Genomic DNA, 12,971 nt, shown 5'->3' with positions numbered 1-12,971 from the left:
CAATCACCGAAATACGCAAGTAGCAGCAGCGACTGGGTTCTCGCTGCCAACCGTAAAGCGGCATTGGAACAAAGCAGTACAGCTATGATAGTTTCGTGATATTGAATTCGGATTCAAGTGATGTATGCTTTAAAAAGCGATTCGACTCTTGAGGAATGACACATGATTGACTTTATCAACACTAACTTCGCACTTTTGATTGGTGTAGGCCTAGGGATGTTCACAGGAATGGTTCTAACGTTGATATACGTAAAGAACAAATATAGTTAAAACTCTTCGTTCCTAGCACTCAATAAGTTACACATGTCTGCTTGATTCCACTAGTAGCGAACTTGGTCTAACTCATCGTCAGGTTACTGATGACTTTGTTGCTTCAGGTTATACTTCTGAAATATGAACTTCACGAGTTTACTCGTGTCTAGTCACCGTATCTGTAAAGTTAAAGTATCAGGTTTTCTAAGCGCTTTGTTATTTCACTCGGTTTAGCCATCAAATCAACAGTACAAAATCGTAGTTGATGCCCTTGTATTGTCACAACTTCATCATAATGCTCTCCCACAGATGGGTGTAAAAGCATTCCAGATGATGCCAGTGAAAGTAGATCCTGTTCTTTCTTCTGGCTCATGATATACGCATAAAGCTGGTAAATGTACCCACTCTTAAACGTCGTATTATCAAAGCGTCCTTTTGTTACTATATTCGTGAATTTTGTATCTATGACAATTCGTTGCTTGAGTTGATGATGATCAAGTTGAATATCCAGCTCCATCGTTGGTAATAGAGAGGGTATGAGAGTTGATTCTTGTTCAACTTGCCACCTGAGCTGCTTGTTTGATGAGACTTTCCAACCCTGTTTTGGTAATGTTAGCTTGTAAAAACCAGCAACAGCCTTCTCGAATAGTTTCCTGACCCACTGTTCTTGTTTCTCTGGTTTGGGTAACAATTTAGACCCCATCGATTCACTGATTAGCATCATGCTGTGGATCAATTCAGCTAGCTGGATAATTTTTCGGTCTTCAATTTCATGGCGACCAAATCTTTCACTAGATGGGCTGTATCCAACAACCTGTATGTCGCTAATACCTAGTTGTTTTAATTGATGGCTAATTGCCCTTGAACGAACTAAAAGGTTCTTATTTTTCGTGAGCTTTTGGAGTTTTTGCAAAGCGTTTAGGGTATAGCGGTTTCGGGCAGTATCGGCCGACACTTCTTCAAAATGGCAGAATACTTTTCCCCTATAGAGTGACATTTTTCTTTCTGATTGAAGAACATCCACTCTCCCTCTTACACGATTCAACTCATCTTTTCTGTTGATGAAAGACTTGGATAGCTCTCTTCTCATCCTAGATTCAAGGAGATCACAAAGCACTTTACCAACCAGTTCAAGCGCATCATGGTGTGATGCTTCTGAATCGGCTAGGTGCTCAGCTAGATAGCGACAGTCAGACGCATACAGCATTAGCAGCCAGAGATTTTTAACTGGAATGATTCCAACTTTTTCCCGTTCCCAGTTACTCATTACAACCCTTCTAAAAGAGCTAATCGCGCGTTTTCAGCCGTTTCTATGGAATCAAACCAATATTCTTCGAGTAACGGGTAAATCTCAGTGTTAACAACATCAGAGAACCAAGATACAGGGTCTGAGATCTCACTGCTAAACGATGGGGTGACATAACTATGGCCGACTTTAAATTGTTTCCCCAGTCTTTGATCGGTTTCAATGAGATTATTTAGGTGATCGATCTTTTGTTTAACGGTAAGTAAAAAAGGAATAGGGATCTGGTTAGCCGTTGAAACCCAATTTATCCATGTATCATCTAGGGTAGTTTCCAAAGTGAAAAATGCGAATCGACGCCTTAGGGCTAAGTCAACAAGGGCTAGAGAACGGTCGGCAATATTCATTGTTCCAATGACATACAGGTTTTCTGAAATATAGACACGTTCGTTATTATTCTTCTTGTAGCTTAGGGCTAAGCCTTCACTTGGTGTTCTCTTATCTGTCTCCAGAAGTGTCAGCATCTCGCCAAAAATTTGTGCTGGATTACCCCTGTTAATTTCTTCAATGACAACTACGTACTTTTGATTTGGATTCTCACGAGCCAGTTCAACAGCTTCGAGGAATGGTCCATCGCATAGTGTGAGTTTTCCATCTCCAGATGGACGCCAACCTCTCACAAAATCTTCATACGATAGGTTTGGATGAAACTGAACGGCACAAAGATTCGATTCTTTTTTCTCGTTGATTAAGGCATATGCTAAACGCTTAGCTAACCAAGTTTTCCCTGTACCTGGTGGGCCTTGAAGAATTAGGTTCTTCTTATCCCTTAGTCTTTGAAGTAAGTGTGTCACTGTTTCTTCCGCTAGAAAGCAACCGTCATTGATGATGTTAGTGACATTGTAAGGTTCTAGATACTCGGCTGATTCATTGACAGAGCTAAGATCATCAACAATATCTTCGTATCCATACCATTCGTATTGACCTCGTTTTAAGAAGCCAATAATTGACTCATCTCGTAAAATTTGCATTTGACGGTCTATAGTCATATCTGGTGTATTATTGTCGGGAAATAGACTGCTTAGCTCTTCCAAATACCCTGTATGAAATTGCTCTCTAGTGAATACCGCTGACTCATTTGAGCGACAAAGTTGCTCAATACGTTCAAGTATTAGAGGCTTCCAACCATCTCGTTTATCTGGAGAGGTTGCTTCTTCACTGCTTTTCTTTGAAGGCTGCTGCCAAGCCTTTAGTGACAGCTCTGGATAAGAGTGGACAGGAAACTTCTCTTCTGAGAAGCGAATTTCCAAATTACTTATCAGTGTTAAGTAATCTTTGGCACTACAGCGACCTTTAGCCCCTGTTTTACTTAAGTTGATCCCTAATGAATTCAGATAGTCCCGAGATTGCGTATCCAACGTAGGATATGCCCATGGTCTGATCCAAAATAGCCCCATAGTTAAGTTCCAACCTACACCCAGTTGGCTGGATACCTGATTATATAGAGTCGCAAAAGCATTTTGAGTGTCTTCATTTTCAGAGTCTGCATACGTTATTGCAGATTCGTATATAGACCATAGGTTATCGATATCCTTCTCATCTCTGTTTTCCTCATAAGCAAAGAACCATGACTTTTGGTTATTGAGGATAGGGATCGCTTCAAAGGATTCTGGAATAGGTTCATCTACGGACAAAAACTGGGCTAGGGCGCTAGCAAGAGCTTTACGGTTTTGCTCTGTTACTCCACGGTTGAAAATACCCATTACGGTAAATGGGCAAATGTCATCGAGGTCTTTACCGATAATGTAAGAGAGCTGATATTCGTTAGCTAGCTCAATGATAAAAGCAGTGAGTGCTTTACGATCACTTTTGTGCGAGAGCAGTTTATCTGCAAACGATTCGTAAAAGTTAGCCCACTTGAATCGAACATCATTTTTAGGTGAGTCTCCAAATCGTTCTTTCCAGTATGGAGCATTTGCAAATTTACTGTAATCTTGTTGAGTACCCTCGAACGTGAAATCGAGAAGCGCTTTATTCATCCAGCTCGTATTGTCGATACGCCAGACAGTTGTTCGATTGGTGTAAAAGTACCACTGCTTTGGCTCATCAAACTTTTCTAACCAGTCAACCTGAACCGTTTGACCATCGTTTAGATTATTAGTGATTGTGCCGACGGCTTTAACCGCCATGACAGAAACCATATGCCCACGGTTATCAAATGGAAGTTCGTATTTACGTGTAAAAGCAGACTTAATGACGATTTTCTCGCCCTTTTGCATAGACCTAACTTGATCTAGGTATTTGTCACTATATCCATTCTTCCAAATACCTTGCTCAATAAAGTTATCGAGTTGATCATCATCGCCGTAAGTTGCACCTACGAACCAAGCGGTATCAATTTGACCTTGTATTAGCTTTTCGTTGTTTTTATTGTCTATCACGAGATCCTATCCTTGTTTCGTTTTCAGTGCAGGGTAAGGGGGGCGTTGCTTTATACTACGACCCCTTGCAATGTAATTTAGTTATATTTCAATTTCTTGTAAGCTATCTTACTCATTCAAATACAACTCAGCCATACCATCCAGTTTGCTTTTTACTTCTTTCCAATGTGGCATCACGCTGGTTAACAAGCGCCAGAATCGCTCACTATGGTTGTGTTCAGCGATATGACACAGCTCATGCAGAATCACGTAATCAATACACTCTTTTGGTGCTTTGATTAAGTGAGGGTTGAGCATTAAGTTACCTTTTGCTGAACAGCTACCCCACTGCTTCGCCATTGGAAGAACACGAAAGCTGGGTATTCCCTTAACCCAAGTCGCTTGTGGAAGTAATTCAGCAAGACGCTCATGAAAGACTCGTTCTGCACGAACCTTATACCAATTACGAACCAAAGCTCGAACCATAGCAGTCTTGTCGTCATTAAAACGAGTTAAGGTTACCGAGAGCTTACCTCGATTCATTTTTACCGAAGGTAAAGCCTCAATGTCTTCCACAACTTTGAGTACATATCTGCGCCCTAGGTAAAACTGCATTTCACCGCTGACATAATGCTTGGGCTGAACATACTCTAAGTGAGCACGAAACTCCTTGAGTGCGTCATATATCCATTTAGCACGTTTCATTACCGCTTCATGAATATCTCCACGTTCGGTATCTTCTGGTGCGGTAATTGCCACTTCACAGTTAGGATGAACTTTGATGGTTATCTTTCTCTTTTGGCCTTCCGTGAGCGGCTTGCGAACGACTTCGTAGGTAACAGCCTCATCACCATAGATGAAGCTGTATTCCTCTTTATTACCTTCATTTGAACTTACCGAAGTCATTAATGATGACCTGCCACACCCAGACGAGTGATTTGGATAATATCGGTAATAATTACCTTAGCTGTGTCCATTCCGACAGCCTTAAACAGCACAGGTAATAACTTGCGACGAATATGGTTTTCGATCTCTTGTGGGTTAATTGAAAATTCAGCCACAGATGCCGTCACCACTTCATCGATTTGCATTGCATAATCGAAGCGTTCATCTTCACTTAGAGCATTGTTATCGGATAGGTTTTTCAGGAATAACCCGTAGTAAGCTTGGACGTGACGTTTGATTTTTGGGTCAAGTTCAGAGAAGCGGTCGGTAGGCATACCTTCGACATTTCGCTCTTTAACTTGCTCTTCAAAATCAGCAAACAACAGGTATTGCTTCACTGGGGCATCAAACATCTCTTTCGCTTGTTCGATGGCTTGTTTTAGCAATTTAGAAAAGTATTCCTGAGCATATGGGTCATCTGCGAGATCCTGATCAATCATCTTAGTGACACGACCAGTGATAGCATCTTTCTTGTTACGAGCCTCATCGTCGGTCATATCTTCAGGCTTTACATCTTTACCCATGTTACCGACTAAGTAGACGCCTTGAGATTCTTGGATCTCTACACCGCCAATGTGCTTATCCAGCATGGTTCGGATATTTTCAGCATACTCATCGTAGTCAACCGTTTCTTCCGCATCTTCACGTACTTGACGGCGCAGCTCAGACATCGATTTCAGCGTCTTTTTGTACAGCTCCCGCTTATCATCAAAACTCTTATCTTCAAAGTACGTAGCTGATTGCAAAGCTACTTTTAGGCAGTTAGCAAACGTTGTAAGGGATGCATAAAAATCCTCACGCTTTTTCAAGTTGGTGTCGGTAAGTTGACCATCAATTGTGTCAATTTTAGGGGCTAATACTTGACGTAGAGCTTGACCATCTTGCTTGTTCTGAACACCTTCAAACGTTGCCCATAGGTCACTATAGAAACCTGGTAGCTTCTTATATTCAGTGTCCATGCGGCTATAGAGACCTTTTAGGTCATCAATATCAAATCCGCCTTTAATGCGTTCTTCCAGCTCTTGATAGCTGGCAATCGACGCATCCAACTCTTTCAAGATGCCACGATAATCAATCAAGTAACCAAATTGTTTTTTCTGATGGAGACGGTTTACACGAGCAATCGCCTGAATCAAGTTGTGTTGCTTCATCGGCTTATCGATGTAAAGCACGGTATTCTTGGGTTCATCAAAACCTGTCAGAAGTTTATCAACTACAATCATGATGTCAGGGCCATCATCTTTACCAAACTCATCAATGATGAGCTGGGTATAGGCTTTTTCGTCTTGACCAAAATCAGAATTAAGGACGTTTTCCTTCCACCAATTTTGCACTATGTCTTTGCTTTCACCATCGACAGTATCATGGCCTTCACGAGTATCAGGCGCAGACATTGCGACAACGGAAGTCACTTTACCTATTTGGTCTAAAAGCTTCTTATATTGAATAGCAGAGGCTTTTGAGTCACAGGCAAGTTGGCCTTTTAAACCTTGGCGTTTGAAGTTTTGGAAATGATCTGAAATATCATGAGCGATGAGTTCCAATCGACCTTCGGTTTGATAAATCTGACCTTTCTGAGCAAACTTCTTCTTCAAGTCAGTTCGTTGTTTTTCAGAAAGCTTATCAGTAATACGGTCGAACCAGGCATCAATAGCTTTATCATTGGTGCTGAGGTCTGGGATACGCTCTTCGTACAATAGAGGTGTTACCGTTTTATCTTCTACAGCTTGTTGCATCGTATACGAGTGGATGATCTTACCGAACTTGTTCTCGGTTTTATCGTCTTGCAACAATGGTGTCCCCGTAAAGCCAATATAAGCGGCTTTCGGCAGGGCTTGTTGCATTCGAATGTTGTTCTCACCGTTTTGGCTACGGTGTCCTTCATCAACCAATACGATAATATCTGGGCTATTGTTATAGCACTCTGGGAGTTCGATAGCCGTACCAAACTTATTGATGATGGAGAAGATAATACGTTCGTTCCCTTTACCGATTTGATCTGCTAAACGGCGACCTGTCGTCGCCATTGCCGATTTTTTATCTTTATCCGATAATGCACCGCCTGAAGCGAAAGTACGGGCAAGTTGGTCTTCAAGGTCAACACGGTCAGTCACTACAACGACACGGCACTTGGCTAACTCTTTAAGCCAAATAAGGGCTTTGGATAAGAAGACCATAGTGAACGACTTACCTGAGCCTGTTGTATGCCAGATCACGCCACCATTACGTGCGCCCTGCTCATCAAAAGAGGTAACACGTTCAATTAACGCTTTAATGCCGAAGACTTGCTGATAACGAGCGACAATTTTGCCAGCCTTTTTATCAAACAGTGTAAAAAGCTGAGTCATTTCCAATAGGCGGTCATGACGTAAGAGTGAGACTAATAAACGGTCTTGGTCGGTAACCACAAGATCGCCACCAGCAATCAGTGACAGGTACTCGTCACGCACTTTGGCAGAACGGTGGTTGAAGATAAGGTCGAGTTTGTCTTGTGCTAATGCCGCATTCTTTAAACGAGCAAACGTTGCTTCAGTGATCTCTTCTTCTTTCCATTTCGCCCAGAACTTTTCAGGCGTTCCGCAGGTAGCATATAAACCTTCGTTACCATTCACAGAGAGTAACAGTTGGCTATAAGCGAACAGGTGAGGGATCTCATCTACCTTTTGGTTACGAATGTTCTGAGAGATACCTTCCGATACTGTTGGTTTCCCTTCAGAAGAAGAGTCAGGGCGTTTCGCTTCTATTACAACCCAAGGTAATCCATTGACGAAACACACTACATCAGGGATGCGCTTACCTGTTCCATAGGCGTTTTCTACTTCAAGCTCTTCGGTGAAGTGGTACTTATTGTTTTTTGGTGTTTCCCAATCAATGATGTCGATGGTTGGGTTGGCTTTCTTTCCATCAACAAACTCAGTCACACTAATGCCGTAGGTAAGTGCGTTATACAGTTTCTCGTTAGCCGCTTTTAAGCCTTCATTCATAGCTGGGTTAGCCAGCTCATGAATAATCTTGTCGATGGCTGCCTCTGACAGTTTGTGCTCTTTGCCCATGAAGGTGTAGGTTTTGTGTTTAAGCACATCACGTAATACATCAGGCAAGATAACGACTGATCGGTTGCCTCGCTTCACCAAGCACTCGCTTGGTGGGATGAACTCATAACCAAGGGTGGTCAGCAGTGTAAGTGCAGGAATTTTTGCACTCTGTTCTTCACGGAAATTAGGTACATTGCTTGAGTTGTTCATTATGCTATCCATTGTCTCAATACATTAGCAACCACAGGTGCAAAGGGCTTTAGCTTTCCATTTTCTGGAGTAAGGAGGTCATTTATAACGTCTGCAAGCAGTTCAGGCTCTTCTGCCCAGTCACCCTCTTCTTCAGGAGTGATAGCGTGCTCTAGCAATAGAGCAAGGGACAATTGCTTTCTTGTTTCAATTAAGCTTTTGTTATTTGCTTCTTTATCACCTAGATTTAGCACCTCAATCGTTTTTTTCGCATCAGCAGTTTTACCAGATACACGGCCACTGATTTTAAAAACTAAATCTGTTTCACACTCGCTCATAAATGGTGTTAGAGGAAGAGGTTGTGAACCATGTGAGTCGTCACATTGACCATTAGTAGTGCAGCTGCCCACGATGTTAGTGAAATCCAAACTTCTATTCGGAGAGATCCTTCGAGACTCTACGTGCTCATTCACCGTATCTAAATTGCTACCAGAGATAGGCTTACAGCAATAGGCACATAGATAGAACTGCTCTTTGGAACACTCAGTTCGAATATCTTGTCGCTCAACTTCGGTTAGATCTGCATATATTCCTTGTGGATTTCTGCGTTTCCACACATCGAGGCTGTCTGGCTCAAAATCAGCACGCTTAGCTATTTTTCGCAATTTTCAGCTCCTTCTTACGAAGCAAGAGTTTTGCTTTAGATAGTTCTAAGTTACCCGCAGGCAAGTCGGCTTGTAAGTCCGCTAGTAGTTGTTTTGCCGTCTCGATATTTGAATCATGGATAGCATCAAGCAAATCACCGATTTTCGTATTCACTTCAGCGTTTCGAACATCAGTATCCATAATATCGAGAAGAACCGAGTTAGCATCTTGACCATATAGCTCAGGCACTGGTGTCGCTTTCTCTGGATTATTCAGCAAGCTCACATGGATGCCTTTACTATCACTGATCACTAATGGCGAGTGCGTGGTCACAATAAATTGAATTTTTGGAAAAGCTCGTTTTAAGCTTTCAAGAATTGTTCGCTGCCACTGAGGATGCAAGTGCATATCGACTTCATCAATAAGCACAATACCTAGGCTATCCTGTACAGCATGAGTTCCCATGTGAGGGTTGAGTTGAATTGCTCTGCGAGCAATATCTGCAATCATGCCTATCATATTCCGCACGCCATCACTGAGTAGTGAAATCGGCACATTACCCTGTTCTTTGTGCGTAGCAACCACTTGCTTTGCAGTGGCTGAGTAATGAACATTTGACCAGCCAGAAGGCTCAAGAATAATATTGAGTGCTTTCTGCAATGAAGTTAAACGGTCAGCATGAATGTTGCCTTTTACAGGGCCGCCAGACATTCTTTGCTCTTGCTGCTGCATTCCACGTTCAAAACTTGCCATTGTTTCTTGGTGAAGCCAACTAGCAAATGTTTTGTAGCTACTTACGGGTTTATCCCAATCTCGATAACCTTCCAGTCGACTTGTTTTAGATAGTTTTGGTGACTCATTTGATGGGTCAAAGCTTTGATTCCATAGTCGTTCAGTACCGTAAACCGCTATAACTGGAAGTGTTGGGTGAGCACCATCCTGTACGATTTTCTGTAAACGCTCTGCAACCTTACTCAACCCTGAGACTTTAGTTCCTGTGCTCTTTAACGTATTACGAGAACGAGACCATTCAGAAGGAAAGTCATCAACGTAGTCATTATATGCCTGAGCCGAAACTTGAACGGGGAACTGATATTCCATGGTAAAACCTTGGTCTTGAGAACCAATTTTACCAAGGTGGATATCATTGTCTCGAATAGCTCGATCTGTGCTTGTACCAAAGCCACTCAAGAACTGGCCATAAGCAACAGAAATTGCATCTAGCAGTGAGGTTTTACCGTAACCATTAAGACCAACCAATACGTTAATGCCAGGCTGAAAATCGCACTCAAACCGTTTGAAGCCACGGAAGTTTTTTAAAGTTAATGTTTTTAATTTCATATCATTATGAACCCGTTAAATTTATCCCTTGCCCGTAACCGAAGTAGTTAATCCCCTCTCATGAAGAGGGGAACCCTCGATTAAGCGGCTTCAACCTCATCGATTTTCACACGGCGCTTCCCCGTCAACAACTGCTGCATCAACGCCTTTTTCTCTTGTTTAAAGTGAGCAAGCTTGGCTTGAATCACCTCAATATCTTTGTCGGCAGCTGTAAGGACTGAGGCGATTTTTTGTTGTTCGTCAAAAGTAGGGACAATTAGACTCAATCCCATAAAGTCAGAAGGCTTCACATTTAATAATCCATGTGCTCGACCACCTTCTGCTGCTACTTTTGTTAACCCACGGTTTAGCAAACCAGATTCAAAGTATTGCTCCATAAAGCAGCTTGACGTCTTGGCCTCATCCTTTATTTCGAAGCAGATATAAAGGCTCGTCACTACAGCGTCTTCATATCTATTTAGCCGCTTAATTGCCCCCATGGGGTAACCATTAGAGTAACTTTTGTTATAAGCAAACTGCCCTTTACGCAAGATAAAGTAATTATCGAGTGTCTCAGACGCGACTGACTTTTTGAAAAACTCTTGCTGCCTAATTAGGCCATGCTGCGCAGAGATCGTTACAACATTAGTGCTTTGCCCTTTGTTTTTTTCTGTCATTCGGTCAAATAAATGACTTAACTTAACCTCTTCCCACTCTCCCTCAAACGCCTTACCCGTTTCAGCCCCATCTTTTGGTAAAGAGCGCAAACGCTTCTTACCCGTCAAAAGCTGCTGCATCAGGGCTTTTTTCTGCTGCTTACTGGTTCCAATCAGCTTTTCTGTGGTGGCAATCGCTTTGTCCCATGTTGAGAGAATTTTGGCGATTTTGCGTTGTTCTGGGAGCGGTGGAATACTTACTTTTAATCCGAGTAGCTCACCTTTTGTAATGTTCTTCATAGAGCCACTTGTGCCTGTGGCTAAGTTTGATAGCGTATAGCGTGAGTGCTCAGAAGCCAACACGTAACTCAGCCACTTCATATCAGAGTTAGTCTTAGGGATCGTTTGCCAAAGCTTATCTGGTAAAAATAAGCTATCGAAATTGGATTCTATGTAAGCACTAGCACCAACTAATTCTTCTGTATTGCTGCGACTGATGATGATCTGGCCTTTTTTAGGGTGTGTTTTTGCTCGTTTTAGCTCTTCTCCAGAAGTGATCGCTTTGACCGCATTTTCATCAAAAGCACCATAAGACACAGCACTTACTTTCAAGACACCTTTTTCACCTTCAGCTAGCTGCCGATCTTCTCCGTTAACACTAACACCTGATTCTAACCCAGAAACCAGATCTCCTACTCGACCATCATTCCAACCACTAGGCACCATAACCCAACTCCTCTAGGTAACCTGCCATTTCAGCTTCTAGGTCAGCTAGTTTATTCTGCAATGCCAAACGCTCAGTACGAACCGTAACCAAATCAATTTCTTCTTCTTCCTCGAAGGTATCGACATAGCGAGGAATATTAAGGTTGTAATCGTTCTCGGCAATCTCTTCTAGCGAAGCTAGATATGAGTATTTGTCGGTGGTTTCACGCGCCTTGTAGGTATCAACAATCTTCTGAATGTTCTCTGGCGTTAGCTGGTTTTGGTTCTTACCAGACTTGAACTCACGAGAGGCATCAATAAACAGCACCGTATTGTTATGAGAAGGGTCGTCTTTCTGCTTTTTGAAGATAAGAATTGCCGCAGGAATACCCGTACCGAAGAACAGCTTTTCAGGTAGACCAATTACGGCATCTAGAAGGTTTTCATCAATGAGTTGCTTACGGATTTTACCTTCACTTGATGCGCGGAATAGCACACCGTGAGGCACAACTACACCCATGCGACCGCCTTTTTTACCTTGAGAAGCGGGTTTGAGCGTCTCAATCATGTGTGAGATAAACGCATAGTCACCCTTGGTCTTAGGTGGAATACCACGACGGAAGCGGCCAAAGTGGTCATTACCTGCATCTTCAAAGCCCCATTTATCAAGAGAGAACGGAGGGTTCGCTGTTACTACATCAAAGTGCAGCAGTCCGCCTTCTTTGTCTTGTAGCTTAGGATTACGAATGGTATCGCCCCACTCAATACGGTGGTTATCTTCACCGTGTAGGAACATGTTCATCTTCGCTAGTGACCAGGTTGAACCAATCGCTTCCTGACCAAACAAGGCGTATTGCTTAGAGCCTGCAAAGTTGTTCTGCACTTGCTTACCACATTTCATCAGTAGCGAGCCTGAGCCACATGCAGGGTCACAGATGCTATCGCCTTGTTGTGGTTCTAGGATAATCGAGAGTAGGTCAGATACCTCTGGTGGGGTATAGAATTCACCCGCAGATTTACCGCTGCCAGCAGCGAAGTGTTTGATGAGGTACTCGTAAGCGTTACCAATCACATCTAGCGAACCAACACGGCTTGGGCGTAGGTTTAGGGTCTCTTTACCAAAGTCTTCCAACAGATGGCGAAGGATGTCGTTTTTCTGCTTTTCGTCACCTAGTTTATCGGTATTGAAGCTAATGTCTTGGAAGACATTCTTTAGCTTAGTGCCGTTAGCTTCTTCAATAGCATGGAGAGCTTGGTCGATACGAGAACCATTACCAGGCTCATGACGAGCTTCGTACAAATCCCAGAATGTTGAACCTACAGGGATTTTGAAAGACTGGCTTTCCATCATTTCTGAGATCAGTTCAGGGATGTCACCATACTCTTCTTTCAGTTCATCGTACTTGTCTTGGTGAACATCAGAGATGTATTTAAGGAACAAAGTAGTAAGGATGAAATCTTTGTAGATAGACGGATCAACCGTACCTCGGAAGGTGTCACACGCTCCCCATACCGCTTTGTTGATGTCATCTTGATTGATTTTAGTGTGTGGCATGATTTC

The 12,971-nt window shown here is 42.6% G+C and carries 8 protein-coding genes; all 8 read right to left on the bottom strand.

What is annotated here, in order from left to right; genetic code table 11:
* Window positions 1–439 precede the first annotated feature (439 nt).
* Window positions 440–1,519 (bottom strand): 5-methylcytosine restriction system specificity protein McrC, encoded by a 1,080-nt coding sequence (locus tag AB4209_RS00620; protein ID WP_372054438.1) that lies wholly within the window; start codon window positions 1,517–1,519, stop codon window positions 440–442.
* Window positions 1,519–3,936 (bottom strand): McrB family protein, encoded by a 2,418-nt coding sequence (locus AB4209_RS00615; RefSeq protein WP_372054436.1) that lies wholly within the window; start codon window positions 3,934–3,936, stop codon window positions 1,519–1,521. The genes AB4209_RS00620 and AB4209_RS00615 overlap by 1 nt, the downstream gene beginning before the upstream one ends.
* Window positions 3,937–4,044: 108 nt before the next feature.
* Window positions 4,045–4,821, bottom strand: coding sequence for a M48 family metallopeptidase (locus tag AB4209_RS00610; protein WP_372054434.1), 777 nt, complete (start codon window positions 4,819–4,821; stop codon window positions 4,045–4,047).
* On the bottom strand, window positions 4,821–8,105 hold the full coding sequence (locus AB4209_RS00605; RefSeq protein ID WP_372054432.1) for a type I restriction endonuclease subunit R: 3,285 nt from the start codon (window positions 8,103–8,105) through the stop codon (window positions 4,821–4,823). The genes AB4209_RS00610 and AB4209_RS00605 overlap by 1 nt, the downstream gene beginning before the upstream one ends.
* On the bottom strand, window positions 8,105–8,749 hold the full coding sequence (locus tag AB4209_RS00600; RefSeq protein WP_372054430.1) for a TIGR02646 family protein: 645 nt from the start codon (window positions 8,747–8,749) through the stop codon (window positions 8,105–8,107). The genes AB4209_RS00605 and AB4209_RS00600 overlap by 1 nt, the downstream gene beginning before the upstream one ends.
* Window positions 8,733–10,070 (bottom strand): AAA family ATPase, encoded by a 1,338-nt coding sequence (locus AB4209_RS00595; protein ID WP_372054428.1) that lies wholly within the window; start codon window positions 10,068–10,070, stop codon window positions 8,733–8,735. Before AB4209_RS00595 ends, AB4209_RS00600 begins: the two co-directional genes overlap by 17 nt.
* An 80-nt stretch (window positions 10,071–10,150) precedes the next feature.
* Complete coding sequence (locus AB4209_RS00590) at window positions 10,151–11,431, bottom strand: restriction endonuclease subunit S (protein WP_372054426.1); 1,281 nt, start codon at window positions 11,429–11,431, stop codon at window positions 10,151–10,153.
* Window positions 11,421–12,965 (bottom strand): type I restriction-modification system subunit M, encoded by a 1,545-nt coding sequence (locus tag AB4209_RS00585; protein WP_372054424.1) that lies wholly within the window; start codon window positions 12,963–12,965, stop codon window positions 11,421–11,423. Before AB4209_RS00585 ends, AB4209_RS00590 begins: the two co-directional genes overlap by 11 nt.
* Window positions 12,966–12,971: the final 6 nt, after the last annotated feature.

Source organism: Vibrio sp. 10N.286.48.C11 (assembly GCF_041469805.1).
Classification (GTDB): Bacteria; Pseudomonadota; Gammaproteobacteria; order Enterobacterales; family Vibrionaceae; genus Vibrio; species Vibrio crassostreae_C.
The sequence above is the reverse complement of the archived record's forward strand: the minus strand, read 5'-3'. Positions and strand labels throughout refer to the sequence as shown.

Coding starts and splice junctions, on each gene's coding strand:
- AB4209_RS00620 (WP_372054438.1), bottom strand. CDS start 1,519: ATGAGTAACTGGGAACGGGAAAAAGTTGGAATCATTCCAGTTAAAAAT.
- AB4209_RS00610 (WP_372054434.1), bottom strand. CDS start 4,821: ATGACTTCGGTAAGTTCAAATGAAGGTAATAAAGAGGAATACAGCTTC.
- AB4209_RS00585 (WP_372054424.1), bottom strand. CDS start 12,965: ATGCCACACACTAAAATCAATCAAGATGACATCAACAAAGCGGTATGG.
- AB4209_RS00605 (WP_372054432.1), bottom strand. CDS start 8,105: ATGAACAACTCAAGCAATGTACCTAATTTCCGTGAAGAACAGAGTGCA.
- AB4209_RS00590 (WP_372054426.1), bottom strand. CDS start 11,431: ATGGTGCCTAGTGGTTGGAATGATGGTCGAGTAGGAGATCTGGTTTCT.
- AB4209_RS00595 (WP_372054428.1), bottom strand. CDS start 10,070: ATGAAATTAAAAACATTAACTTTAAAAAACTTCCGTGGCTTCAAACGG.